The following is a 23,202-nucleotide window of genomic DNA, read 5'->3' on the forward strand; positions in this document are numbered from 1 at the left end:
ATTCGTGCGAATGGTGCGGTTCATGCAGAACCTTCCTCGATGCGGCACGTATCGAGGAATCCCGAAGGGAGATTCGCGAGAACGAGCCGAATGAAAAGCGGGGCAGGGCCGTGCCGCGGAGAGCGGGCCGGTCTGCGTGGTGTGCGTGCCGCGCTGCGCACCGCGATGCCGGGTGACCGGCGGACGGTGTGCGGGGCAGGGGGGCCGGGGCGGCGCGCGGTGAACGCTGCCGCACGGCCGGACGAAGAGGCGGGCCGGCTGCCTGGGGCGCGCCGTCACCCGCCGCCCGTGCGGGCCGGTCGGAACCGACGGGGCACGGGGAGGGGAAATGCAACGAGCTGGGGCCCGCACCCCAAGGTGCGGGCCCCAGCTGCGTGTACGCGTCAGCGTCAGGCGGGAACGATGTTCTCGGCCTGCGGGCCCTTCTGGCCCTGCGTGACGTCGAAGGTAACCTTCTGGCCTTCCTGAAGCTCACGGAAGCCCTGCGCGGCGATGTTCGAGTAGTGGGCGAAGACGTCAGCGCCGCCACCCTCCTGCTCGATGAAGCCGAAGCCCTTTTCCGCGTTGAACCACTTCACGGTGCCAGATGCCATATGAATTCTCCTTTGGGGCAGTGCCCGGAATCGCACTGTGCGAATGCCGGAGTCGCCGCGATGATTGCCCCGACCGGAAATAACGCCGGCTAAAGAAAAAGTGCGCCCGCCGGAAAAATCCCGGTGAGAGCACTTGTAAGTTTTTGGGAACCACAACTGCAACTGAGATCACAGTAGCACAGGGGGGTCGGGCAGGCAGGGAAATGTGGGCCTCCCCGGCCTGTCGGGTCGGGGAATATTCCGGGGGCTCCTGCGAAATTCTGCATCTGCAAGAACAGATATCCGTGGCTCAAAGTCATATAAACGGCGGCGCCTGGCTCAGGAAACCCCGGGGCGGCGGTGCACCTGCTCGTTCAGCCGGAGGGCCTCCTCCAGCTGGTCCTCCAGCACGATGATCCGGCAGGCCGCGTCCACGGGCGTGCCGCCGTCGACCAGTTCCCTGGCCCGGGCCGCGATGCGCAACTGGTAGCGGGAGTACCGGCGGTGGCCGCCGGACGAGCGCAGCGGGGTGATGAGGCGGGCCTCGCCGATGGAGCGGAGGAAGGCGGGGGTGGTGCCGAGCATCTCCGCCGCCCGGCCCATCGTGTAGGCGGGGTAGTCGTCGTCGTCGAGGCTGTCGGCGATCGGGGACTTCTCAGAGGTCACACGAGAGACGCTAACGCCGATGCGCAGGCATGTCTACTCCGACCATGACAGCTTTTCTCCCGGAGGCGGGCACGGAGTTCTTGCCCGACTGCATTGTTTTTCTCCACCGGGCGGCCCCGAATTTCCCGCTCCGGGCCCGACGCCCGGAAATCCGCCGGGCTCAGACCTCGTCCGTGTGGGAGCCCGGACCCGCCGGTGTCCTGCTGGTGCTGAGCCAGGAACGGACGGGGCCGGCCACCGACTCGGTGTCCACGGTGAGGTGCAGCCGGGTGCCGCCGTGCGGTGCGGGATAGCTGCGCTGCTCCGTCCCGGCGAAGCAGTGGCGGAGGGCCTCCGCGACCGCGCGCGCCGCTTCGGGGGAGCGCGCGACGATGCGTACCTCGGCGTGTCCGGGCGACGGGAGGGCCCGGCCGCGGGTTTCGGGGTCCTTCACGAGGGGGTGGTCCCTTCCGGAGGGTGCGGGGGCCGGCCGGGCGCTTCCGGCAGGGAGGTGCCCAGGCGGTACGCCTCGATCCGCGCGTCGGGCCGGGCGTCGAGCAGGCGGATGAGCCGCCGGCCGGCGAAGGCCACGACGACGATCACCGCGAGGAGGGCGAGCATGTCCACGCCGTCACCTCCAGGTGTCCCGGGGTACGGGCAGGGACCGGCGGCCGGTGAGCGGGCTGCCCACGGGAGGCAGGGGGGACATCGGGCTGCCCACGGGGGACATGCAGGCCCCTCCCTCGGTCTCCCAGTCCTCCGTCGCCCGCTTGCGCAGGTCGCGCCCGCGGCCGATGACGGCTTCGGCCGCCATCAGGGCACCGGCGGTCAGGACGCTGCCGGGGACCGCGGCGGCGGCCATCAGGCGGGCCGCGGCGGCGGGCGGGGTCTCGGGCGGTACGACGAGGAGGTCCCAGCGGCCGGTGGTGCCGGAGAGCAGGATCAGCTTGTCGGGGTCCTGTTCGGTGAACCAGCCCACGTGCAGGCAGTGCCCGTCGGCCGCCACCTTGTGCGGGATGACCGGCCAGCGGGTGGGGTTCACGGAGATGCGGGTGATGCGCCCCCAGGGCCCCGCCAGCGCGGCGGCCAGCGCGGGGAGTTCGGCCACGAGGTCGCGGGAGGAGGGCCACCAGGCGCCGTCCAGCCGTCCGGCGAGCGAGGTCTGAGGGGTGAGCGACAGCCGTGCCGGGCCGGTGGGGACCCGTACGGGCCGGGTTGCCGGGTCGTCCTGGGCTGCCCTGTCGAGGAAGGTCGTCATGGCGCGGACCCGTCCCCGGACCGTTCGGGAACGGTCCGGTGCAGTGATCGCCGGAAACGACGTCCGCGTGGGAGCGGGCGTGCGAAGGACTCCCGGTGTCCTCACTGTACTCCGGGCCCTGCGCCCGGGGCCCGGCGCTGACCAGCCGTTTCGCCCGCGAGGTGCGGGCGGGGCGGTACGGGTCGCCGGGCGCCGGAATCCGGGCTCAGTGCGCCGCGGCCGGTTCGGCGGCGGCGGGGGAGGGGGCGATGCGGTCGGCGCGGTGGTTCGGCCCGGCGTGGGTGGAGCCCAGCACCAGCCGTACCCAGCGGCCGTGCAGCGGCATCGTCAGGCGGGGCAGCAGGACGATTCCAGCCGCGATCTCCACGAGGCCGAGGGCCGCGGCGAGGAGGGCGGTGGCCTGACTGTCGACGGGGACGAACGTGAACCAGATGCTGTTCCAGGACTCGGGCAGGCCGTCCCACAGGAACGGCAGGCTCAGGCCCCACAGCCCGCCCAGCACGGCCGCCGCGGGGAGGAACGCCAGCAGCGGGCCGACCAGCGGGTTGGTCAGGGTCCAGAGCAGGTCCCGCCGGGTCGAGCCGTCGCCGAGGGTCCGGCGGGCCCGCCGCCAGGCGGGGCCCGCGTCGCCGGCGCGGTCGGCGGCGTACGCGGGCTCGACGCGGACCCCGGACCACCGTCCGGCGAGGGCGCGCTGGGTGCGGGCCTCCCGGCGGACGGCGTTCAACGCGCCCGGCAGGAGCGGGATTCCGACCCCGACGCAGCTGAGGCAGACGACCAGGGACAGCCACACCAGCAGCAGGGCCTCGTACAGCGCCAGTCCCGTGAGGGCCACGCCCCGCAGCACCGTGGTCAGCGGTCCGCCGGGGTTGCGGCCGGGCTTTTCGATCCCACTCGTGCGTGCGCTCATCTGCTGCCTCGCTCCATGTCGGGCGCCGGTTCGGCGTGGTTCCAGCATGGCGAAGGGAGCGGGGGATCTCAGGGGTGCTAGTACCCCTCTACGGGGTGGGCGAGGGGGCGGGGCCGGTGGGGAGGGAGAGACCGGCGTAGATCTGGTTGAGGACGGTGGGCAGCAGCGCCTGGGCCGTGGTGCGTCCGTCGGGCGACAGGGTCAGGTTCGTCCAGATCACGAGGGTCACGTCGTTGTCCGGGTCGTGGCCGATGAACGAGTTGAAGCCGGGGAGTTCACCGCCGTGGTAGTACATCGCGGCGTCGGGGGCGAAGCGCTGGTAGGCGATGCCGTACCCGTACTGCTGTCCGTCGGGCGCGGCCGGGTCCTCGGCCTGCGGGCTGTCGAGCCACTGCTTCTGGGACCGTGCGTCCAGGACCCCGCCCGTCACCAGGGCCCGGATCCACGCGGCCAGGTCGTCGGCGGTGGAGACGGCGTTGCCGGCTCCGAAGGCGTACGAGGGGTTCTGGCGGGTGTAGTCCACGGGTGCGAGCTTCCCCGACCGGGCCTCGGCCTGCAGCGAGGCGGGGTAGGGCTGGTCCACCAGGGCGTAGGCCGTGCCGCCGTACATGTAGCCGTGGGAGTACGGAGCGGGCAGGGCCGTCTCGTCGGGGGCGGGCAGCGAGGACCCCTCGAGCCCGAGCGGGGCGAACAGCCGGTCCTGGAACTGGCGGGCCAGGGAACTGCCGCCCGCCTTCTCGGCGACCAGGCCCAGCAGCACGAAGTTGGTGTTGCTGTACTCGTAGGAGGCGCCGGGCGCGAAGTTCGGCGGGTGCCGGAACGCGATGTCCAGCATCCGGCGCGGCGTCAGGGCCTTTCCGGGGTCGGCGTCCAACGCCTGCGAGAGCTCGGGGTCGTTGGTGTAGTTGTAGAGCCCGCTGCGCATCTTCAGCAGCTGGGCGAGGGTGATGCGGTCGCCGTTCGGCACTCCGTCGACGTAGGCGGAGACCGGGTCGTCCAGTTCGAGCCTGCCGTCCTGGGCGAGGAGGGCGACGAGCGCCGCCGTCATGGTCTTGGTGTTGGAGGCGATCCGGAAGTGGTCGGCGGTGGTGGGCCGTTGGGACGTGCCGCGCTCGGTGGTGCCGGTGATCGCCCGGAAGGTTCCCTGCGGCGTACGGAGCAGCACCACCGCGCCGGGCACCATGAGCTGCTCCGCCGCCTGCTCGACCACGGACTGGAACGCGGCCGGGTCGATGGGCCTGAGCGCCGACGGGGTGGGGGCGGGTGCGGAGGTGTCCGCCGGGGCCGTCGCCGCTGCCGCTGCCGCGGCCGGGTCGGGGAACGCCGCGGCGGCGGCCCCGGGCGGCAGGACGCAGACCGTCAGCAGCAGCGCCGCGCACGATGCCGGCAGGGCCGCGCGCCGGGCGGCGCGGGAGGTCCGGGTGCGGGCGGCCGTGCGGAGGGGCTCGGGCTCCGGGGCGGGAGCGTCGTCGGATCGGGGATCTCTCATGCCCGCATCACAGCCCTCGTGCTCGGCGGCCGGCGCCGCGGCCGGATGCGAAGCGGCGGGCCGGAGCTACCACAACGGATCAAACCACCCTATTTCACATCGTTCGTTCCTGCGAGGGTGGTCCGGTGGGGTGGGCGTCGCGGCCCGATCCGCTCAGGCCCCGCCCCGGCCCACCGCCTTCGCCGTCGAGCACGCCGGTGCGCTCGGCGGCGGGCGCCTTCTTGTCCGTCATCGGGGGCTTCCCTTCGGAACGGGGGTGGGGGCCGGTCCGGGCGGGGGCGCGTCCGTCGCCGGTGCCTCCCGGTTCCTGACCGGTCGGGTCACCTGCTTGGCCACGCACGAGGGGATGCCCTCCACCCCGTCCGCCGCCTGGCGCCGGTAGACGCTGGGCGGCATGCCGACGAGTTCGGTGAAGCGGGTGCTGAAGGTGCCCAGGGACGAGCAGCCGACCTCGAAGCAGACCTCGGTGACGCTCAGGTCGCCGCGGCGCAGCAGCGCCATCGCGCGCTCGATGCGCCGCGTCATGAGGTACGAGTACGGGGACTCGCCGTAGGCCTGGCGGAACTGCCGGCTGAGGTGTCCGGCCGACATGTTCGCGCCGCGGGCCAGCGCCTCGACGTCCAGCGGCTGCGCGTACTCCCGGTCGATCCGGTCGCGTACGCGGCGCAGCCGGGCGAGGTCGCTCAGGCGCTGCGCCGCGGTCAGTGCGCTCATCCACGCAGGATGGCACATGGGGGAGCTCCTCCGTGGGGGTGCGGCGACGGCCGGAGGGTTCAGCGGATCTCCTGGATGCGGATCAGGTTGCCCGCGGGGTCGCGGAACGCGCAGTCGCGGATGCCGTACGGCTGCTCGGTCGGCTCCTGGACGACCTCGGCGTCGGCGGCCTGGACCTTCTCGAAGGTCGCGTCGAGGTCCGGGGTGGCCAGCAGGATCCAGCCGTAGGTGCCCTTGGCCATCATCTCGGTGATGGTCCGGCGCTCGTCGTCGGTGATCCCGGGGTCGGCGGCCGGCGGCGCGAGGAGGATGGACGTGCCGGGCTGCCCGGCGGGGCCGACGGTGATCCATCGCATCGTGCCCTGGCCGACGTCGCTGCGGACTTCGAAGCCGAGGGCGTCGCGGTAGAACGCGACGGAGGCGTCCGGGTCGTCGTGCGGGAGGAAGGTCGCGTGAATGGTGAGGTCCATGGCCGTCACGCTAGTCCCGCCCGGGCGGGGGGTGCTTCTCGATTCCTGACCGGTCTCAGGCGGTCCCGGGCGGACCCGGGGCGTCCGGCCCGGGGGTGAAGATGCGGTCCAGGTGGTGGTGCAGGACGGCGACGGCCGACTCCGGTCCCCGCTGGCCGACGAGGATGCTGGTGCCCATGGTCGCGGCCATGGCGAGCAGGCTGATCGCCTCGGTCCGCGCGTCGGCGCCGGGGTCGGCCAGGCCCGCGGCCTGGGCGCTTTCGAGCAGGCCGGTCAGGGCGTTCTCGGCGGCGTCCGGGTTGTCGATGAAGGGCTGGGCGGCGAGCGCCTCGTCGGTGACGGACAGGATCGCGTACGAGCTGTAGAGCAGGTGGAAGGTGCGGCTCTCCTCGTCGGTCGGCAGGGAGGCCAGCAGGAGCGCCTCGATCGTCGCGCGCGGGCCCGGGTCGGGACCGGCGGCGGCGAGGCGGGCGCCCACCCGCGCGGTGAAGCGGTCGGTCAGGTGCCGGAGCCCGTGGAAGAGCAGCTTCTCCTTGCTCTGGAAGTAGTACTGCACCAGGCGCAGGGACACTCCGGCCTCCGCCGCGACGTCGCGCATGCCGACGGCGTGCAGTCCGCGCCGTCCGGCGACGCGGATGAGCGCTTCGGCGATCTGGGTGCGCCGTTCCTCGTGGTCCACGCGCTTGGGCATCCGTGGGTCTCCGGCCGTGGGTGGGGTCGTGGGGTCGGCGCCCGGTCGGGTGCGGACGTTTTCATGGTACCGCCGTATCAACATCGTGGTACGTTCGTATCACGAAAACCGATTCCTCCCGGAGGTGGCCCGTGACCGAGCACACGACCCGAGCGCGCCGTGACATCGGCCGCTACGTCAACGACACCCTGCGCGACCGCTACTTCGCCGCCTGCGACGCGCTCTACGCGATGGGCGCGCCCCTCCGCTCCGAGACGGACGTCGAGACCGGCTTCGGCACCACGCACGTCTACCGGTACGGCCCCGCGGACCCCGCCGCCGAGTCCCGTACGCCGGTCGTCCTGATCCACGGATCCGGCGGCTGCTCCGCCCAGTGGTACCCCAACACCCGCGCGCTCAGCGCCGACCGGCCCGTCTACGCCATCGACACCCCCGGCGACCCCGGGCGCAGCGTGCAGCGCGAACCGATGTGGCAGCCCGAGCGCGCCGCCCAGTGGCTCGACGAGACCCTCGACGCCCTCGGCCTCGACCGGGTCCACCTCGTCGGCTCCTCCTACGGCGGCTGGCTCGTCATCAACCAGGTGCACCGCCGCCCCGGCCGGCTGGCCTCGGTCACGGCCCTCGACCCCGGCGGCCTGGAGAAGGTCGGCCTGCGCTTCTTCGTGTGGATCTTCGCCAGCCTGTTCGCGACCTACGCGCCCAAGTCGCTGCGCCCGCGCCTCGCCGCCTGGCTGGAACAGCCGGTGCTCGTGGTTCCGGAGCTCCGCGCGATGATCCAGGCGAGCGTCCGCGCCTTCCGGATCCGGCGGCCCGCCCCGCTGCCGCTGTCCGACGCGGAACTGGGCTCCATCCGGACGCCGTTCTACTTGATCATGGGCAAGCGCAGCCTGCTCGTGCACCCGAAGCGGCAGCTGGAGCGCGTACCGCGGATCATCCCCGAAGCCCGCGCGGAGATCATGGAGGCCACCGGCCACGGCCCGCAGATCGACCACCCCGACCTCGTCAACGCGCGGATGCTGAGCTTCATGGAGGACATCGACTCCCTCGACCCGGCCGCAGCCGGCGGCGCCGTCGGCGCGTGACGCCGGGCCGGGGGCCGAAGGGGGCATCCCGGGCGCTTCGGGCCCGGGGGCGGCGCGCGGGACAGACCACGACCAGTCGGATTTCGCCGTACGGGCTTCCCGGCCGCCACTTTGGCCGAAACCCCGCTACTGACGGGTAGGCCGGTCTGCGGTTTTGTGAACGGAGTGTGTCGCGGCCCCCGGCAGATTGGCCGGAACGACGCGGCAAGGCTTGCCTTCGTACCGCTCGGGCGCGGGTGGTCTCCCGGCCGGTGGATCCCTTGAGCCCGCCTGGAGATCATGGGTTCGATGCAGGTCAGGGCCGGTTTCGGGGCAGAAGTCCGGCCGTTTGTAAAGCTATTGACAGTCGCCGAGGGCCCTTGCGATGTTTTGCTCGCCGCGCCGCTCGAACGAGTGGTCGGCGAGGGGGACGGGGAGGGAACGTGGGCGCAGTGGGGGCGGTCGACGGACCGCGGGGAGAACGCCCGCGGGGTGCGGAGAGCGCGACGATCCTCGTGGTCGTCGGAGCCAATCCGACCGTCGCCTGGGAGGCGGCGACCCTGCCCGCCGAGGTGGTCCACGTACAGCTGCCCGGCGCGCCGGCCCTCGGTCCCGAGGACCGCGTCCTCACCACCGACTTCCTGGACCCGGCCGCCTTCCGCGCGTTCACCGACGAGGTGCTGCGGCCCCTGGCGCCGGCCGCCGTCGTCTCCCTGACCGAACTCGGCCTGGAGCCGGCCGCGCTGGCCGCCCGCCGGCTCGGCGTCGCCGGGGTCGATCCGGCCGTCGTACGGGCCACCCGCGACAAGCTGGAGATGCGGCGCATCCTGGAGCGACGGGCCCCGCACCTGAACCCGGCCTTCGCGGCGGGCGACGACCCGGAGGCGGTGGCGCGCCTGTTCGCCGCCTACGGCCGGGCGGTGGCCAAGCCCGTCGACGGCGTCGGCAGCACCGCCATCGCCCTCGTGGAGGGCGCGGACGCCCTCCCCGCGGACCGCCGGACGGCGGCGACCCTGCTCGAACAGTTCGCCGAGGGGCGCGAGTTCAGCGTCGAGGCGCTCTCCGCCGGGGGCCGGCACACCGTCCTCGGCATCGCCGAGAAGGGCACCACGGACGGGTTCGTCGAGGTCAGCCACATGATGCCGCCACCCTCCCTGGAACCGCGCCGGCAGGAGCTCGTGGCCCGGGCGGTGGGCGAGCTGCTCGACGCCATCGGCCTCACCGACGGGCCCAGCCACACCGAGGTCATGGTCGACGGGGACAAGATCGTCGTGATCGAGACCCACACCCGGCTCGGCGGCGACGGCATCGCCGACCTGGTCCGCCTCACCACCGGCGTCGAGTGGCGGCGCGCCGCCCTCGGCTGGGCGGTCGGCGCGGGCGTCGGCCGGGGCCCGGTCGCCGCGGCCGCGGCCGCCACCGTCTTCCTCACCGCCCCGCCGGGACGGGTCACGGCCGTCGCGCCGCCGCCGGACCTCGCCCACGGGCACGTCCACGCCTGGGACCTGTCCGTCCTCCCCGGCGACACGGTCCGCCCGCTGCGCTCCTCGTCCGACCGGCTCGGCATGGCCGTCCTCACGGCGGCCGGCACCGACGCCTGCGCGGCGGCCGTCGCGGAACTGATCGCCCGTCCGGTGGTCACCACCGCCCCCGGTCCGGCCCTCTGACGGCCCCGGGCCGCACCGGCCCGCTCCGCCTCAGGGCACCCGCACCGCACGTACCGCTCCGCACGTACCGCTCCGCACGCACCGCTCCGCACGCACCGCACCGCACGTACCGAACGCGTTCTCTTCGACGACCACACTCACCGCACGGGGGACACATGTCTGTTCAGAACGACCCTATTTCCTACGATTTCCACGGCGATGCCCCGTTCTCGATGCCCTTCAAGGACATCAAGCCCGAGGAGATCCACATCTACCTCGACCTCGACACCAAGGTCGGGAAGAACACCTGCGGCCAGAAGTGCACCCACTGTTGGTTCGTCAACTACGAGAAGGTCTACGACAAGTCCTTCGCCATGGAGGAGGGTCCCCGGATCCTGGAGGGCCTCCAGTCGCACGGCTACCACGTCTACCCCCGCTACGTGGACAGCTTCGCCTACGACGGCGAGTTCATGCGGATCTACGGACCGGCCAACAACCGCGAGTTCCGCCAGGAGTCCGACCACAAGCCGACCGAGACGATGGAGAAGGGCGACGCCTGGACCAGCGGCCGCCCGCTGCTCGCCGACAACTGGACCGAGCTGCTCGACCTGGCCTCGGAGAACGGCTACGGCACCATCTCGATCACCTACCACGGCGTGATCGACGAGAACCTCGAGGTCACCGACCACAAGACGTACCCCATCAAGGGCGTCTTCTCCGGCGCGGACACCGAGGAGGTGCTGCGCCGCATCGCCACGTACAACGAGGGCGTCGACCCCGAGAACGCCTTCCGCGTCAACATCGGCGTCACCGTCGGCCGCCACAACCACGGCCGCACCTCCCTGGAGCGCTACGCCCACTACTTCAACAAGCTGGGCGTGGCCACCGTCCGGTTCAACAACTTCACCGACCACGGCGGCCGCCACCCCGAACTGCGCCTGTCCCGCGAGGAGATCGAGCAGGCGTACCGCGACTTCAAGTGGATCCACGAGTCGGTCCCGCTCGGCTTCCAGCTCGGTGTCAGCGAGGACTTCGGCACCTTCGGCATCAAGGCCATGGGCTTCCCGGCCCACGTCGGCTGGTGCCGGGCCGGCCGCCAGCTGTTCGCCGCCATCCCGGCGCAGGAGGAGGTCCTCTCCGACGGTCCCGAGGGCCGCCGCGAGAAGATCGGCGACGTCGTCGGCTGCGTCAACACCTTCGAACCGCACCTGGGCATCCTGGTCCGCACGGTCACCGTGGGCGAGCCCGACGGATCGGGCGGGACGGGCGAGCGCCACACGTACGACGTGGAGTTCGACCACGACAAGATCGAGGCGTTCACCGCCAAGCGGCTCGCCGGCACCTACAAGGACGGCTGCTTCGCCACCGAGCTGTCCGAGGAGCTCGGCCTGATCTCCCGCGTCCCCGAGCGGCGCCGCCTGCCGCTCCTCGTCGACTCCCAGTCCTGACCCCGAGAGGAAGCCCGCCGCGATGCGCCACGTCCTCGTCTTCGCCAAGACGCCCTACGCCAAGACCCCGTACGACCAGTGGCTGGCCGGTTCGGGGATCGTCCCGGTCATCGTGACCGCGGCCGAGTACGCGGCGGGCTACTCCCACCTCCCGCACGTGCACGCCTTTCCCGCGTACGACACGAACCAGCTCGTCGAGAAGACCGCGCTGCGCCTGGCCCGCGAGTTCGCGGTCGAGGCGGTCTTCGCCCGCGCCGAGGCCGACGTCGTACGCGCCGCCCAGCTGCGCGAGCTGCTCGGCCTGCCGGGGCAGGACACCGCGAGCGCGGTCGCCTTCCGCGACAAGGTGGTCATGAAGGACCACCTCGCGGGCGGCCCCGTCGAGGTGCCCGCCTACCGGCGGCTCGACTCGGCGTACACGGCCCTGGCCTTCGTCGCCGAACACGGCTATCCGGTCGTGGTCAAGCCGGTGTCGGAGTCGGGCTCGCTGGGCGCGGCGATCATCCGCGACGAGGCGGACCTGGACGCCTACCTGGCCAGCCCGTGGCGGGGCACCAGCGAGATCGAGGCGTTCGTGCCCGGCCAGATGTACCACGTGGACGGGCTGGTGGCGGGCGGCGAAGTCGTCTTCGTCCACCCCTTCCGCTACCTCAACGACTGCCTGTCCTTCCGGGACGACGACTGGGTGGCGAACCTGCCGCTCACCCCGCAGGACCCCTCGTACGACCGGCTGGTCAAGGCGGCGCGGGCCGTGCTCGCCGAGCTGCCGACGCCGCCGCAGACCGCCTTCCACGCCGAGTTCTGGATCACGCCCGACGACCGGCTGGTGTTCTGCGAGATCGCCAGCCGCACCGGCGGCGGCATGATCAGCGCGATGGTCCGGCACGCGTTCGGGATCGACCTGGACAAGGAGTGGCTGTACGCGGAGTGCGGCCTGCCGTCCACCCTCGGCGCCCCCGCGTACCGGCCGGCCGGGGCGCTGTGCATCCCGCCGCGGAACGGGGTGCTGGAGCAGCTGCCGGCGGACGGGAGCGGCCCGGGCGCCGGGGCGGACGCCGGTGCCGGCGACGGCTCCGGTGGCGAACTGCCCGACTGCGTACGGGAGGTGACGCTGACCGGGGCGCCCGGCCAGGAGTTCCACGGCGGGGTGAAGTCCGGGCTGTTCCTGGCCGGCTACGTGGTCGACGGGGACACGGAGGAGGATGTGGCAGCCAATCTCGAACGCGTGGCGGGCTGGTTCTCCGACAACACCCGGTGGCGGCCCGCCGATTCCTCCGGAGGTACCGCATGAGCGCGACGACACCCCACGACACCGCCGCCGGGCCGGCCGGCCCGTTCACCGGCCCGCTCGTCGGGACCGAGTGGCTCGCCGCCCGGCTCGGGGAGGGCGTGGTCGTCTTCGACGCCTCCGTCGGCGCCCACCGGGGCGCCGCCGCGCGGATCCCCGGCGCGCGGCCCTTCGACCTGGACGGCGAGCTGTCGGACCACACCGCGGCGGCGCCGCACACCATGCCCGGCGCGGAGGCGTTCACCGAGGCGGTGCGCGCGCTCGGCCTGCACGACACCGACACGGTCGTCGTCTACGACGCGCAGGGCGTCTACTCCAGCGCCCGCGCCTGGTGGATGCTGCGCGCCACGGGCTTCGACCGGGTCGCCGTCCTCGACGGCGGCCTGCCCGCCTGGACCGCCGCCGGCCACCCGGTCGAGGCGGTGCCCGCGGCGTACGACGGTCCGCGCGGCACCTTCACCGCCCGGCCCCGGCCGGGCCTGGTCGTGGACGCCGACACCGTCGCGGCCGCCCTCGCCGACCCGGCCGCCGCCGTCCTCGACGCACGGACCGCCGGGCGGTACGCGGGTACCGCGCCCGAGCCGCGCGAGGGCCTGCGCGGCGGCCACATGCCGGGCGCCGCCAGCCTCCCGTTCGGGGAGCTCCAGCGGGACGGCGGCCTGATGCGGCCGGCGTCCGAGCTGCGTACGGCGTTCGAGGCGGCGGCCGGGGAGCGCGAGCGGCTGTACTTCAGCTGCGGCTCCGGGGTCACCGCCTGTGTGCTGGCGCTCGGGGCGACGCTGGCCGGCTACCGCCACCTCGCCGTGTACGACGGCTCGTGGAGCGAGTGGGGCCTGCCCTCGGACCGTCCGGTGGTCACCGGCGCGGCCGTCGGCGCACCCGAGCTGCCGGGCGGCGGGCCGGCGGGCGGGGGCGGATCGCCGTGACCGCGGGACGGCGCGGTGCCGGGCTCACCGCGAAGTGGCGGATCTTCACCGGCCTGCCCGCCGGCCTCAAGGCCCTGATCGGCCTGTCCTTCGTCGTCGCCCTCGGCAGCTACATGGTCACCCCGTTCATCGGGGTGCTCATGGTCGAGGCCGTCGGCATGGACATCCGCGTTGCCGGGGCCCTGGTGGCCGTGGCCACCTTCATCCAGTTCGGCGGCAGCATCCTCGGCGGCGCGGTCGTGAACCGGCTCGGGCTCAAGCGGACCATGGTGGGCGCGCTCGTCCTGCGCACGGCCGGGCTCGTGCTGCTCGGGGTGGCCGTGCGGGTGCCCTGGGTCGCCTACCCGGCCGTCGTGCTCGTCGCGGCCGGTCCGGCGCTGTACCTCCCGGCGAACAAGGCGTACATCGTCACCAGCGTCTCCGACGACCTGCGCCCGCTCTTCCTCGGGGTGAGCAGCGCCGCCCTGAACGCGGGCATGGGGCTGGGGCCGCTGCTCGCCGCGCTGCTGATCGACGCCGATCCGGTCGTGCTGCTCATCGGCCTCGCCTGCCTCTTCGCGCTGATCACCGCGGCCCACCAGGCCGCGCTGAAGCCGCTCGCGCGCCGGCCGGCGGCTGCGGCCGCGGTACCCGGCACGGCCGCGGTCCCGGGTACGGCCGCGGTCCCGGGTACGGCTGCGGCCGGCGCCGGGACGCGGGCCGGGAAGCGGGCGGCGCTGCGCGGCGCGCTGCGCCCGGTCCTCTTCACGGCTCTCGCCTTCTACCTCTACTTCTTCTTCCAGAGCTTCATGGGCCTGTACGCGGTCGGCATCTCCCACATCCAGGTCCTGGGCTGGGTGATGCTGCTCAACTGCGCCATGGTGGTGCTGCTCCAGCCGGTGCTCGCCGACCGCATCGCGCGCGCCGACTACCGGGTGCTGGTGGTCGGTTCGTTCGTCCTGATGGGTCTCGGCACGGCGGCGATGGCCTTCGGCGGCACCCCGGCCCTGCTCGTCGGCACGGCCCTCTTCACCCTCGGCGAGGTCTTCCTCTTCCTGCGCTGCGACCTGGAACTCGTCGACCGGGTGCCGGACGATCCGGCCTTCGCCTTCGGCGTGCAGCGGCTGACCGCGGGCATCGGCGGGCTCCTGGCGGGCGTCGTCGGCGGGTTCGTCTTCGCCCACTACGAGGCCGCCGGCAACCTGGGCGCGTTCTGGCTGGTGGTGGCCGCGCAGTGCGCGGGCGCGGCCCTGCTCGCCCTGCTGCTGGGCGGCGGCCGTCGCCGGCCGGTCGTTCCCGGACCGCCGCTGCCCGACCCGGCACCGGCCGAACCGGCGGTGGCCCGGTGAACGAGCCCACCCCGGCGCGGGAGCCGGCCGTGGACCCCACCCCCGCGCGGGAGACGGCCGTCGACCCCGCCCCCGCGCGGGAGGCGGTGCACGCGTCCGCCCCCTCGCGGGAGACGCGGTTCGTGCACGCCGCCTCCGATCCGCGCCGACAGGGCGGGTACGTCAACCCGCCCGTGCACCGCGCCTCCACCGTCCTCTACCAGGACACCGCCGAGATGGACGCCTCCCAGGCGGACCCGCTCAAGCGCGGCCCCCAGGTCTACGGCCGCTTCGGCACGCCCACCGGCCGGGCCTTCGAGGAGGCGCTGACCGAGCTGGAGGGCGGCCACGCGGCGGTCGCGACGTGCTCCGGTCTCGCGGCGATCACCACGGCGATCCTCGCGTACGTCCGTTCCGGCGACCACATCCTCGTCAGCGACTCGGTCTACCTGCCGACCCGGAAGTTCTGCGACTCGCTCGCGGTGCTGGGCGTGGAGACCGAGTACTACGACCCGTCCGCGGGCGGCGCCGCGATCGAGGGGCTGATGCGCCCCGCGACCCGGCTGCTGTACCTGGAGTCCCCGGGCTCCACCACCTTCGAGGTGCAGGACGTACCGGCGCTCACGGCCGTCTGCCGGGCCCGCGGGGTGGCCACCGTCGCGGACAACACATGGGCCACGCCCGCCTTCTGCCGCCCGATGGCGCTGGGCGCGGGCGTCGACGCGGTGGTGCACTCGGCGACGAAGTACCTGACGGGCCACGCGGACAGCATCCTCGGCGCGATCGTCTGCACGGAGGAGAGCTATCCGGTCGTCCGCGGCGCGGCGATCCGGCTCGGCCAGTGCGCGAGCGCCGACGACGTGTACCTGGGCCTGCGCGGGCTGCGCACCCTCGGCGTACGGATGGGCTGGCACCAGGACCAGGGGCTGGAGCTGGCCCGCTGGACCGCCAAGCAGGAGGGCGTGGCGGCCGTCCTGCACCCGGGGCTGCCGGAGGACCCCGGCCACGACCTGTGGCGCCGCGACTTCACCGGCGCGGCGGGCCTGTTCGGGGTGGAGCTGGAGCCGCGCTTCGGCAAGCCCGACGTGGACGCGCTGCTCGACCGGCTGCGGGTGTTCGGCCTGGGCCACAGCTACGGCGGGTACGAGAGCCTGGTCGTGCCGGCCGACCCGGTCTCCCACCGTCTGCCGGGCACCTGGGCGGGCCGCGGTCCGCTGATCCGGGTGCACGTCGGCTTCGAGGGCCTGGACGACCTCAAGCAGGACCTGGCGGCGGGCTTCGAAGCCCTGCTGGCACCGCGCTAGCGGGCCGGGGCCCGAGCCCGAACCCGCCGGTCAGGACGTGCTCAGGGGCGGCGGGCGCACCAGACGGTGCGTTCGGTGCGGACCGCGAGGTCCTCGCGGCGCAGGAGGCTGCCGGGGCCGCCGGTGTCGAGGAGCCGGTCGAGGGAGGCCAGGTCCTCGGCGGCCAGGGCGGCCGCGGCGGTGGCGCGCAGGCGCTCCAGACCGCTGAGGGCGTAGCGGCCGACCGCCTCGTTCCGGGAGCCGTCGACGTGCACGGTGAGGGTGCGCTCGTCCTCGACGGTGAATCCGGCCGCGGCCAGCCGCGGTCCCCAGTCGGCTCCGCGGTGCGGCAGGTGCGCGGCGTGGTGGTGCGTGAGCGCGGCGTGGCAGCGTTCCTCCAGGCCGGGCCGGTCCTCGGGGGCGTCGGCGGGCAGGAAGCGGGGGAAGCCGGCCAGCTCGACGACGGCGAACAGGCCGCCGGGCGCGAGCAGTGCGCGGACCGCGCGCAGGGTGCGGTCGGGATCCGCCATGTGGTGCAGCGAGGCCGACGCCCACACCAGCTCGGGACGGCCGGAGCCGGGGCCGGCGAGGTCGGGGCGGGCGAGGTCGGGCCAGTCCGTGTCGAGGTCGGCCCGTACGGTGTGCACCCGGTCGCTCAGGCCGAGCTCCCGGGCCCGCTCCCGCAGCCGGTGCAGATGGGGGACGGACGCGTCGACGGCGGTCACTTCGGCGTCGGGGAAGCGGGCGAGCAGGGCGAAGGTGCCGGTGCCGGTTCCGCACCCCAGGTCCACGATGTGGCGGGGGGCGGTCCGGACGGGCAGCCGTGCGGTGATGCCGGCGGTGTGCCCGGCGAGCACTTCCGCGTCGAGGTCGAGGATCTCGGCCTGGTCGTCGGAGCCGGGGGCGGTCCGGGGGGCGGCGTGCGCGTGGTCGCGGGGCGTGTGGCCGTGCGGCGCGTGGGCGTGGGGCGCGTGGCCGTGCGGCGCGGGGGAAGAGGCGTGGGTCATGACGTCCACGCTAGGACGGCCGTGCCGTTTCGGCACCATGCATCCCGGACTACGCAAGACGACGGTCGCTCCCGCTGCCGAACGCGCAAGGCGCCGCCCCTCCCTCCGCCGTCCTCCGCCGTGGCGCCGCGCCGGCGTCAGGCGTCGTCGCTCTGGTGGCCGCGGCGGGCGTCGCGGTCGAAGACGCCCAGGATCTCGCAGGGCCCGCCCTCCGCGCCGATGGCGTGCGGCAGCATCGTCGGGAACTCCACCGCCTGGTTCGTCTCCACGCGCAGGCGGCGGTTCCCCAGCAGCAGGACCGCGGTGCCGGACAGCACGACGAGCCACTCGCGGCCCGGATGCGCCCGCATCCGGGCGGGGCTGTCGGGGGGCGGGTCGGTCATGCGCCGGCGTACGACGGTCATGCCGGGCTCGGCCTTCATGGGCCAGCGCATGCCCCCGTGGGCGGCGTCGATCACCGGGTTGGTGACGATGTCGTCGGCGGCGGTCTCCACGAGCTGGTCCAGGGAGGTGTCCAGGGCCCGGGCGAGGGTCACGAGCTGGTCCAGGGCCAGGCGGCGGCCGCCGTTCTCGATGCGGCTGAGCGTGGACTGGCTGATGTGGGCGCGGGAGGCCAGTTCCGCCAGGGACCAGCCCTGCGCCACGCGCAGGGCCCGGATCCGCTGGCGCACCAGTACGTCCAGCCCGCCGTCTTCTTGCGTCACGGGCATCAGCGTATGACCTCACCGCAGGGCGGGCGGCTCGACGGCCGCGGGCTGCGTCTGCGGCAGCCCGGGCGATCCCCCACGCGGTGGGCCCGGTGGGCCCGGTGGACCTGGCGGACATGGTGGCACGGGGCGCGCTCGTGTGGAAGTATCAGCATATGCTGACATCAGCTCATGCTGACCTGATTAAGGTGCTCGCGGACCCGCTCCGGCTGGAGATCGTGACCCTGCTCGCCCGCGAGACCCTGTGCACCACGCACCTGGTCGAGGAGACCGGCGCGAAGCAGACCAACCTCTCCAACCACCTGCGCGTCCTGCGCGAGGCCGGCGTCGTGGACACCGCGCCGTGCGGGCGCTTCACCTACTACCGGCTGCGGCCGGAGGTCCTGGAATCCCTCGCGGGCCGGTTCACCGACCTGGCCGCCACCGCCCGCGCCACCACGGAGACCGGCCGCAAGCGGCCCTGCTGACGACCGCCGCGCGGTCGCCGCCGCGACGGACTCCCCGAGCCGCTCACGGCCGTGGACGCCGGTGGAGGTCAGGCCCGTCCGGGCGTCCCGGTCCACTGGCGGAGCTTCTCCGGGTTGCGCACGGCCCAGATCCGGGTGATGCGGCCGTCGGCGAGACCGAACGCCGCCACGGTCACGGTGACGCCGCCGTGCTGGGCGACCAGGCCGGGCCGGCCGTTGACCGTGCGTTCCAGGAGGGTCAGTCCGGGCGCCTTGTCGGCGATGTGGATCAGGTACTGGGCGATGCGCCCGCTGCCCTCGACCGGGCGCAGGACGGTGCCGACCAGCCCGCCGCCGTCGGCGGTCATCGTGGCGGCGGGATCGAGGAGGCCGACGAGGGCCGCGATGTCCTTGGCCTCCCACGCCTCCTTGAACTCCCGTACCAGGCCCGCCTGTCCGGCCGTCGCCGCCGACGGGGGCCGTGCGGCGTGGACGCGCCGGCGGGCCGAGGTGGCGAGCTGCCTGCAGGCGGCGGGGGTCCGGCCGACGATCGCGGCGACCTCCGCGAACGGGTAGCGGAAGACGTCGTGCAGGACGAACGCCACGCGTTCCGCCGGCGTCATCGCCTCCAGTACGACGAGGAAGGCCATGTTCACCGACTCGTCCAGGGTGATCCGGTCGGCGGGGTCGCCCGGTTCGGCGCCGCCCCCGCCCGTCCGTCCGCCGATCCACTCCGTACGGTCGGGAACCGGCTCGGGTATCCACGCCCCGACGTAGCGCTCGCGCCGGACGCGCGCCGAGCCGAGCACGTCCAGGCAGATGCGGCCCGCCACCGTCGTCAGCCAGGCGCCGGGCGACGCGACGGCCGCCCGCCGCTGCGGCGACATCGCGTACCAGCGGGTATAGGTCTCCTGCACGGCGTCCTCGGCCTCGGCCAGCGAACCGAGCAGCCGGTAGGCGAGATTGATCAGCTGGCGCCGCTCGTCGACGATCACGCTCAGGTCCGGCTCGGGCCGGCCCGGTCCTGCCTCGGGTGGGGTGCTCATGGTCGCGACCGCTCCTGGTTCCGCTCGTCCGCTTCGTCTTCGGCTTCGGTTTCGGGTTCGGGTTCGTCCTCCGGTACTCCGACGAAACAGCGCACCGGATGGTGAGTTCCGCCCCTCGCCTCACATTTCGCGGGTCCGCGTCGTCGGACCGGCGAGACACCGACGATCCGACGACCGACGATCCACCGCCGCGAGGCAGAAGAGGGGGGCCGCGCCATGGCCACGCAGACGACGGCAGTACCGGGCCGGATCACGTTCCCGCAGGTCGCGATAGCCCTGCAGACCGCGGCCCTCTTCTTCCAGGCGGGGACGGCCGGACTGCTGCTGTCCTCGTCGTACGGCGCCGCCCTCCACGACGCCGGCTCGCGCGTGATGTACGGCGCGTCGATGCTGTACGTGCTCGCCGCGATCCTGGCATGGCGCCCGGGCGGCGGCTCGCCCCGCCCCGTCCTGTACGCCTCCGGGTTCCTCGCCCTCGCCTCGGTGCAGGTGGTGCTGGGCATCGCGCACGTGGCCTCGCTCCATGTCCCCCTGGGCATCCTGATGTTCGGCCTGAGCGTGCTGGACCTGGGCCGGGTCCTGTCCGCCCGCCGACGGGAGCGGGTCGGCCCCAGGGGGTAGCCGCGTCGTGGCTCGGGCCGTCGTGGGTCAGGCCGTCGCCCCCGCCCGGGTACGGCCTGTGTCCTGCGGCCGTACGACGCGCCGGCGCCGGGTCGGCAGGCCCATCGTCGGGTGGGCGACGCCCCAGGCGGCGCCCTTGCAGATCAGCTCCTTGTAGACGGCGGCCACGCGGCCCGTCAGGGCGCGGTCGACCGCCCGGTCCTCGGCGGTGACGAACTGGATCAGGCCCTCCGCGCGGCCGAGGGAGACGCACTGCTGGAAGTAGCGGATCGAGGCGTCGGGGACCTTGGTGCCGGTGAGCCGGGCGGCGATGGCATCGGCCGCCTGCCAGGCCATGGGGACGCCCGAGGCGCAGGACATGCGCAGCGGCCGGCCGCCCGGGCCGGTCGCCGTCGCCGCGTCGCCCACGGCGTACACGTCCGGGTGCGACACCGAACGCATCGTGGGGTCGACCACGATCCGGCCGTCGTCGCCGACCTCCAGGGCGGTGGCCCGGGCGATCGGGTGGACGGCGAACCCGGTGGTCCACACGGTGATGCCGGCGGGCAGGGTCCGGCCGTCGGCGGTCGTCACGCCGTCCGCCGCCACCGCGCTGACCTCGGTGTTCTCGTGCACGGTGATGCCGAGCCCGTCCACCGTCTTCCGCAGGTGGGCGCGGCCCTTCGGCGAGAGCCAGTCGCCGAGGGTTCCGCGGACGGCCAGGGCGACGTCGAGGTCCGGGCGGGCCTCGGCGATCTCGGTCACGGCCTCCAGGCCGGTCAGGCCGCCGCCGACCACGACCACGGGCCGGCCGGCGTCCAGGGCGGCCAGGCGGCCGCGGAGGCGGAGGGCGCCCGCACGGCTGGAGAGCTCGTCGGCGTGTTCGGCGGTGCCGGGGACGCCCCCGTCGTTCCAGCCGCTGCCGAGGGCGTACACCAGCGTGTCGTACTCCAGCTCCTCCGGCTCCCGCGGCTCCTGCGCCTCCCGCGGCCCGGGGCCGTCGGCGGCGGCGAGCGTCACCGTCTTGCGGTCCACGTCCACGGCGGTGACCCGTGCGAGCTTCAGCTCCACGCCCGTGCCCGCGAACATCCCGTCGAACGGCCGGGGCGCGAGGTCCTGGCCCGCCGCGAGCTGGTGCAGCCGGACGCGCTCGACGAAGTCGGGCTCGGGGGTGACGAGGGTGAGGGCGACGTCCTCGCGGTGCAGCCGCTTGGCCAGGCGGCCGGCGGCGGTGGCTCCGGTGTAGCCGGCTCCGAGGACGACGATGCGGTGCTGCATGTCCGTGCTCCTGTCTGGGCGGGGGCCGCCGGTGTCCGGCGTGCTGTCGCCCCTTGAACCGGACAGCCCCCCGTTCCCTGACAGGATCGGAACGTGACCTGCGCCACACTCCCTCAGAGGGTGTGCAGCGGCCCTTCCCGGTGGTCCGCGGCGGCCCACAGCCCGGTCGCGCGGACGAGCTTGTCGGGGTTGACCTGGCTGCGGACCGCGGTGATGCCCTCCGCGGTGACCTCCAGGCAGATGATCCCGACGACCCTGCCGTCCACGACCGCCACGAGGGCGGGCCCGCCGTTCGCGGTCGCGGCGTAGATCTCGGCGGCGCCGCCGACGTGGGCCCGCTTGGCCGCGCTGGGCTTGAACATGCCGCGCAGGAACGTGGCGACCGCGAGCCCGCCCTCGAACGCCTTCGCGCGGGCCGGGACCTTGCCGCCGCCGTCGCCGATCGCGACGGCGTCCTGGGTGAGCAGGCGTACGAGCGGTTCGGTCCGGCCGCTGGCCGCCGCGGCCAGGAACTCCTCGACGACCCTCCGGGCGGCCGCCTCGTCGATCTCGGTGCGCGCCCTGCCGTCCGCGATGTGCTTCTTGGCCCGGTGGTAGATCTGCTGCGCGGCGGCTTCGGTGATGTCCAGGATCTCGGCGATCTCCCGGTGCGGGTGGCCGAAGGCCTCGCGCAGCACGTACACCGCCCGCTCACCCGGCGACAGGCGCTCCAGCAGGACGAGGACGGCGTACGACACGGAGTCGCGCTGCTCGGCGCTGTCGGCCGGGCCGAGCATCGGGTCCCCGGCGAGCAGCGGCTCGGGCAGCCAGCGCCCCACGTACGTCTCGCGCCGGGCGCGTGCCGAAGTGAGCAGGTTCAAGCACCAGTTGGTGAGGACTTTCGTCAACCAGGCCTCGGGCACGGCGATCCGCCCGACGTCGGCCGCCTGCCAGCGCAGGAACGTCTCCTGTACGGCGTCCTCGGCCTCGGCCGACGAGCCGAGCAGCCGGTAGGCCATGGCCTCCAGCCGGGGCCGGGCCGCCTCGAAACGGTCCACGTCACTCGCGATCAGGGCCATGCCCGGATCCTAGGCCGTCGCACGGAGCGGCGCCCCGGGTGGTGCCGGGCGGGCGAACTGCTCCGTGCGTACTCGGTGCCACGCTTCGGCAGCCTGCCCCATCGCCAGTCGCTTCGCGGCCGAGGACCGCGTGGACGCGGAAGGGCCCGACCGGCGCGTACCGGTCGGGCCCTCGTCGCTGTTCGGGTGGCGGTCCGCGCCGGCCCCGTATGTCAGACGGCCGTCGGCGCGCCGAGCATCACGGACGCCCGCTGGAGCGGGCTGAGGACACGTGCGGGCACGGCGGCGGCCCGGGGCAGGCTGCGGCAGGTGAAGCCGAGTTGGGTCATGTCGCGGAGGACCTCGCCGGCGCTGAAGTCACGGCGGTCCTGGCGGGTGACGACCTGGCCGACCTGCTTGACGGGGTAGTGGCGGCGGCCGATGATCACGGACTCGCCGACGACCTGCTCGGGCTTGACGCCCTTCATGGACTCCAGGACGCCGCTCTTCGTCAGGTCGAACGGGAAGCGGGCGATGACACAGCGCATGTTGCCTCACAGGGAGCGAAGGGAGGGACGGTCGTGCCGCGGTGAGGCGGTTCAGCGGGCAAGGGCGAGAACGCCCAGCGCGCTTCCCTGCTCGTCGACGACGGGCAGGGCGTCGAGCCTGCGGTAGTGCATCGCGTGGTCGGCCTCGGCCGTCGTGGTCAGGGGCGAGGCGAACGGCCCGCGGTCGCCGAGTACGGCACGCAGCCGGAGCCGGTCCGTGTACGCGGCGCTGTCGCGGACGGCGGCGAGCCGGGACCGGGTGACCAGTCCGGTGCACAAGCCGTCTTCGTCGCAGACGAGCAGATGGTCCGCGCGGGCACTGGCCATGACGGCCATGGCCACCTCGACCGTCATGTCGTCGCACACCTGCGGGCCGGCCGCTTCCATCGCGTCGTCCACCGTCGGGGGTGCAACGGCGGCGTTCGCCGAACGGGACTGCATCTGGACCAGCGTCAACACGTGCCTCCTGCAGAGATGGGTCAGTTTCCGGATCACTGGTGCTCAGGCCGCCGCGTCGAAGGCGGACTGTCGCGCGCTCACGCGCCGGGCACCCGAAACGGGCCTGCGCCGGCCGCGGGAGGCCGCGCTGCGCTTGGGCCGGTCGGATACGGGTGCGGTGATGGTGACCGGGATGCCGGACGGGGTCCGTGCGCCGGTGATCCGGGTCAGGGCCTCTTCACCGGAACGGACCTGGGTGGACTGCGGGGTGATGCCCGCGGCCGTCATCAGCCGGGTCATGTCGCGGCGCTGGTTGGGGGTGACCAGGGTGACGACGCTGCCGGACTCGCCGGCGCGGGCGGTGCGTCCGCCGCGGTGGAGGTAGTC

General features: G+C 73.7%; 27 protein-coding genes and 1 pseudogene. 9 read left to right on the plus strand and 19 right to left on the minus strand.

From position 1 onward, the window contains the following. Positions 1-389 precede the first annotated feature (389 nt). The 11 genes from ACZ6S8_RS38455 to ACZ6S8_RS38505 form a co-directional block, all read right to left on the minus strand. On the minus strand, positions 390-593 hold the full coding sequence (locus ACZ6S8_RS38455) for a cold-shock protein (RefSeq protein ID WP_164265153.1): 204 nt from the start codon (positions 591-593) through the stop codon (positions 390-392). A gap of 318 nt (positions 594-911) precedes the next feature. Further along, entirely contained in the window at positions 912-1,175 is a 264-nt protein-coding gene (locus ACZ6S8_RS38460) for a MerR family transcriptional regulator (protein ID WP_386532056.1), read from the minus strand. Between the two features lie 223 nt (positions 1,176-1,398). Then, positions 1,399-1,671 carry a hypothetical protein gene (locus tag ACZ6S8_RS38465; RefSeq protein ID WP_469462925.1) on the minus strand — a complete coding sequence of 91 codons (273 nt, stop codon included), beginning with the start codon at positions 1,669-1,671 and terminating at the stop codon, positions 1,399-1,401. Continuing rightward, positions 1,668-1,844 (minus strand): hypothetical protein, encoded by a 177-nt coding sequence (locus ACZ6S8_RS38470; RefSeq protein ID WP_469462927.1) that lies wholly within the window; start codon positions 1,842-1,844, stop codon positions 1,668-1,670. Before ACZ6S8_RS38470 ends, ACZ6S8_RS38465 begins: the two co-directional genes overlap by 4 nt. A gap of 4 nt (positions 1,845-1,848) precedes the next feature. Beyond that, positions 1,849-2,475, minus strand: a complete 627-nt coding sequence (locus tag ACZ6S8_RS38475; RefSeq protein WP_469462928.1) for a DUF5994 family protein — start codon at positions 2,473-2,475, stop codon at positions 1,849-1,851. A 205-nt stretch (positions 2,476-2,680) separates the two neighbouring features. Further along, positions 2,681-3,385 (minus strand): sensor domain-containing protein, encoded by a 705-nt coding sequence (locus ACZ6S8_RS38480; RefSeq protein ID WP_469462930.1) that lies wholly within the window; start codon positions 3,383-3,385, stop codon positions 2,681-2,683. A gap of 88 nt (positions 3,386-3,473) precedes the next feature. Further along, positions 3,474-4,874, minus strand: coding sequence for a serine hydrolase domain-containing protein (locus ACZ6S8_RS38485; RefSeq protein WP_469462931.1), 1,401 nt, complete (start codon positions 4,872-4,874; stop codon positions 3,474-3,476). A 94-nt stretch (positions 4,875-4,968) separates the two neighbouring features. Beyond that, positions 4,969-5,106, minus strand: a complete 138-nt coding sequence (locus tag ACZ6S8_RS38490) for a hypothetical protein (RefSeq protein ID WP_469462932.1) — start codon at positions 5,104-5,106, stop codon at positions 4,969-4,971. Continuing rightward, the gene (locus ACZ6S8_RS38495; protein WP_469462935.1) at positions 5,103-5,588 is read right to left on the minus strand and encodes a helix-turn-helix transcriptional regulator; all 486 of its coding nucleotides are present in this window, start codon (positions 5,586-5,588) and stop codon (positions 5,103-5,105) included. The genes ACZ6S8_RS38490 and ACZ6S8_RS38495 overlap by 4 nt, the downstream gene beginning before the upstream one ends. Before the next feature lie 59 nt (positions 5,589-5,647). Continuing rightward, positions 5,648-6,058 (minus strand): VOC family protein, encoded by a 411-nt coding sequence (locus tag ACZ6S8_RS38500; RefSeq protein ID WP_469462936.1) that lies wholly within the window; start codon positions 6,056-6,058, stop codon positions 5,648-5,650. A 55-nt stretch (positions 6,059-6,113) separates the two neighbouring features. After that, on the minus strand, positions 6,114-6,749 hold the full coding sequence (locus ACZ6S8_RS38505) for a TetR/AcrR family transcriptional regulator (protein WP_469462937.1): 636 nt from the start codon (positions 6,747-6,749) through the stop codon (positions 6,114-6,116). Positions 6,750-6,880: 131 nt separating this feature from the next. Between ACZ6S8_RS38505 and ACZ6S8_RS38510 the strand changes: the two genes are divergently transcribed. The 7 genes from ACZ6S8_RS38510 to metC all read left to right on the plus strand — a co-directional run bounded on the left by ACZ6S8_RS38510 (position 6,881) and on the right by metC (position 15,729). Beyond that, a complete protein-coding gene (locus tag ACZ6S8_RS38510) occupies positions 6,881-7,831 on the plus strand; it encodes an alpha/beta fold hydrolase (RefSeq protein WP_469462939.1) in 951 nt (316 codons plus the stop codon). A 422-nt stretch (positions 7,832-8,253) separates the two neighbouring features. Continuing rightward, complete coding sequence (locus ACZ6S8_RS38515; protein WP_469462941.1) at positions 8,254-9,477, plus strand: ATP-grasp domain-containing protein; 1,224 nt, start codon at positions 8,254-8,256, stop codon at positions 9,475-9,477. Positions 9,478-9,632: 155 nt separating this feature from the next. Beyond that, the gene (locus ACZ6S8_RS38520) at positions 9,633-10,904 is read left to right on the plus strand and encodes a radical SAM protein (RefSeq protein ID WP_469462943.1); all 1,272 of its coding nucleotides are present in this window, start codon (positions 9,633-9,635) and stop codon (positions 10,902-10,904) included. 22 nt (positions 10,905-10,926) lie between these two features. Continuing rightward, a complete protein-coding gene (locus ACZ6S8_RS38525; protein ID WP_469462944.1) occupies positions 10,927-12,195 on the plus strand; it encodes an ATP-grasp domain-containing protein in 1,269 nt (422 codons plus the stop codon). Then, positions 12,192-13,118: a sulfurtransferase gene (locus tag ACZ6S8_RS38530; protein ID WP_469462946.1), complete on the plus strand. Its 927-nt coding sequence runs from the start codon at positions 12,192-12,194 to the stop codon at positions 13,116-13,118. Before ACZ6S8_RS38525 ends, ACZ6S8_RS38530 begins: the two co-directional genes overlap by 4 nt. Beyond that, a complete protein-coding gene (locus ACZ6S8_RS38535) occupies positions 13,115-14,446 on the plus strand; it encodes an MFS transporter (protein ID WP_469462947.1) in 1,332 nt (443 codons plus the stop codon). The genes ACZ6S8_RS38530 and ACZ6S8_RS38535 overlap by 4 nt, the downstream gene beginning before the upstream one ends. Continuing rightward, a complete protein-coding gene (gene metC, locus ACZ6S8_RS38540) occupies positions 14,443-15,729 on the plus strand; it encodes a cystathionine beta-lyase (protein ID WP_469462949.1) in 1,287 nt (428 codons plus the stop codon). The genes ACZ6S8_RS38535 and metC overlap by 4 nt, the downstream gene beginning before the upstream one ends. 41 nt (positions 15,730-15,770) lie before the next feature. On the opposite strand, the gene ACZ6S8_RS38545 is transcribed toward metC, so the two are convergent. Both ACZ6S8_RS38545 and ACZ6S8_RS38550 read right to left on the minus strand, forming a co-directional pair. Continuing rightward, on the minus strand, positions 15,771-16,715 hold the full coding sequence (locus ACZ6S8_RS38545) for a class I SAM-dependent methyltransferase (RefSeq protein ID WP_469462951.1): 945 nt from the start codon (positions 16,713-16,715) through the stop codon (positions 15,771-15,773). 137 nt (positions 16,716-16,852) lie between these two features. Beyond that, a complete protein-coding gene (locus tag ACZ6S8_RS38550; protein WP_469462953.1) occupies positions 16,853-17,425 on the minus strand; it encodes a helix-turn-helix domain-containing protein in 573 nt (190 codons plus the stop codon). Between the two features lie 152 nt (positions 17,426-17,577). On the opposite strand from ACZ6S8_RS38550, the gene ACZ6S8_RS38555 reads away from it, so the two are divergent. Continuing rightward, positions 17,578-17,889, plus strand: a complete 312-nt coding sequence (locus ACZ6S8_RS38555; protein WP_469462955.1) for an ArsR/SmtB family transcription factor — start codon at positions 17,578-17,580, stop codon at positions 17,887-17,889. Between the two features lie 68 nt (positions 17,890-17,957). On the opposite strand, the gene sigJ (ACZ6S8_RS38560) is transcribed toward ACZ6S8_RS38555, so the two are convergent. Continuing rightward, positions 17,958-18,914 (minus strand): RNA polymerase sigma factor SigJ, encoded by a 957-nt coding sequence (gene sigJ / locus ACZ6S8_RS38560; RefSeq protein WP_469462957.1) that lies wholly within the window; start codon positions 18,912-18,914, stop codon positions 17,958-17,960. A gap of 216 nt (positions 18,915-19,130) precedes the next feature. Here sigJ (ACZ6S8_RS38560) and ACZ6S8_RS38565 point away from each other — a divergent pair, with 216 nt between their 5' ends. Then, entirely contained in the window at positions 19,131-19,535 is a 405-nt protein-coding gene (locus ACZ6S8_RS38565) for a hypothetical protein (RefSeq protein WP_469462959.1), read from the plus strand. A gap of 27 nt (positions 19,536-19,562) precedes the next feature. Here ACZ6S8_RS38565 and ACZ6S8_RS38570 read toward each other — a convergent pair whose 3' ends face one another. From ACZ6S8_RS38570 to ACZ6S8_RS38590, 5 genes and pseudogenes are all read right to left on the minus strand, one after another. Beyond that, positions 19,563-20,792, minus strand: a complete 1,230-nt coding sequence (locus ACZ6S8_RS38570; RefSeq protein WP_469462962.1) for an NAD(P)/FAD-dependent oxidoreductase — start codon at positions 20,790-20,792, stop codon at positions 19,563-19,565. Between the two features lie 113 nt (positions 20,793-20,905). Further along, positions 20,906-21,850 (minus strand): RNA polymerase sigma factor SigJ, encoded by a 945-nt coding sequence (sigJ, locus tag ACZ6S8_RS38575; protein WP_469462964.1) that lies wholly within the window; start codon positions 21,848-21,850, stop codon positions 20,906-20,908. Positions 21,851-22,062: 212 nt separating this feature from the next. Continuing rightward, complete coding sequence (locus ACZ6S8_RS38580; protein WP_469462965.1) at positions 22,063-22,377, minus strand: SCO5918 family protein; 315 nt, start codon at positions 22,375-22,377, stop codon at positions 22,063-22,065. Between the two features lie 51 nt (positions 22,378-22,428). Next, a complete protein-coding gene (locus ACZ6S8_RS38585) occupies positions 22,429-22,833 on the minus strand; it encodes a CBS domain-containing protein (RefSeq protein ID WP_469462968.1) in 405 nt (134 codons plus the stop codon). 45 nt (positions 22,834-22,878) lie between these two features. Further along, a pseudogene (locus ACZ6S8_RS38590) lies at positions 22,879-23,202 on the minus strand (DEAD/DEAH box helicase); the annotation flags it as partial.

It is taken from the genome of Streptomyces sp. NPDC048461, assembly GCF_055587105.1.

Bases quoted from the DNA above. Each gene is read 5' to 3' on its own strand.
- ACZ6S8_RS38455 (WP_164265153.1), bottom strand. From the start codon at position 593: ATGGCATCTGGCACCGTGAAGTGGTTCAACGCGGAAAAGGGCTTCGGC.
- ACZ6S8_RS38460 (WP_386532056.1), bottom strand. From the start codon at position 1,175: ATGGGCCGGGCGGCGGAGATGCTCGGCACCACCCCCGCCTTCCTCCGC.
- ACZ6S8_RS38475 (WP_469462928.1), bottom strand. From the start codon at position 2,475: ATGACGACCTTCCTCGACAGGGCAGCCCAGGACGACCCGGCAACCCGG.
- ACZ6S8_RS38480 (WP_469462930.1), bottom strand. From the start codon at position 3,385: ATGAGCGCACGCACGAGTGGGATCGAAAAGCCCGGCCGCAACCCCGGC.
- ACZ6S8_RS38485 (WP_469462931.1), bottom strand. From the start codon at position 4,874: ATGAGAGATCCCCGATCCGACGACGCTCCCGCCCCGGAGCCCGAGCCC.
- ACZ6S8_RS38490 (WP_469462932.1), bottom strand. From the start codon at position 5,106: ATGACGGACAAGAAGGCGCCCGCCGCCGAGCGCACCGGCGTGCTCGAC.
- ACZ6S8_RS38495 (WP_469462935.1), bottom strand. From the start codon at position 5,588: ATGAGCGCACTGACCGCGGCGCAGCGCCTGAGCGACCTCGCCCGGCTG.
- ACZ6S8_RS38500 (WP_469462936.1), bottom strand. From the start codon at position 6,058: ATGGACCTCACCATTCACGCGACCTTCCTCCCGCACGACGACCCGGAC.
- ACZ6S8_RS38505 (WP_469462937.1), bottom strand. From the start codon at position 6,749: ATGCCCAAGCGCGTGGACCACGAGGAACGGCGCACCCAGATCGCCGAA.
- ACZ6S8_RS38520 (WP_469462943.1), top strand. From the start codon at position 9,633: ATGTCTGTTCAGAACGACCCTATTTCCTACGATTTCCACGGCGATGCC.
- ACZ6S8_RS38525 (WP_469462944.1), top strand. From the start codon at position 10,927: ATGCGCCACGTCCTCGTCTTCGCCAAGACGCCCTACGCCAAGACCCCG.
- ACZ6S8_RS38530 (WP_469462946.1), top strand. From the start codon at position 12,192: ATGAGCGCGACGACACCCCACGACACCGCCGCCGGGCCGGCCGGCCCG.
- ACZ6S8_RS38545 (WP_469462951.1), bottom strand. From the start codon at position 16,715: ATGACCCACGCCTCTTCCCCCGCGCCGCACGGCCACGCGCCCCACGCC.
- ACZ6S8_RS38550 (WP_469462953.1), bottom strand. From the start codon at position 17,425: ATGCCCGTGACGCAAGAAGACGGCGGGCTGGACGTACTGGTGCGCCAG.
- ACZ6S8_RS38555 (WP_469462955.1), top strand. From the start codon at position 17,578: ATGCTGACATCAGCTCATGCTGACCTGATTAAGGTGCTCGCGGACCCG.
- sigJ (WP_469462957.1), bottom strand. From the start codon at position 18,914: ATGAGCACCCCACCCGAGGCAGGACCGGGCCGGCCCGAGCCGGACCTG.
- ACZ6S8_RS38565 (WP_469462959.1), top strand. From the start codon at position 19,131: ATGGCCACGCAGACGACGGCAGTACCGGGCCGGATCACGTTCCCGCAG.
- ACZ6S8_RS38570 (WP_469462962.1), bottom strand. From the start codon at position 20,792: ATGCAGCACCGCATCGTCGTCCTCGGAGCCGGCTACACCGGAGCCACC.
- sigJ (WP_469462964.1), bottom strand. From the start codon at position 21,850: ATGGCCCTGATCGCGAGTGACGTGGACCGTTTCGAGGCGGCCCGGCCC.
- ACZ6S8_RS38580 (WP_469462965.1), bottom strand. From the start codon at position 22,377: ATGCGCTGTGTCATCGCCCGCTTCCCGTTCGACCTGACGAAGAGCGGC.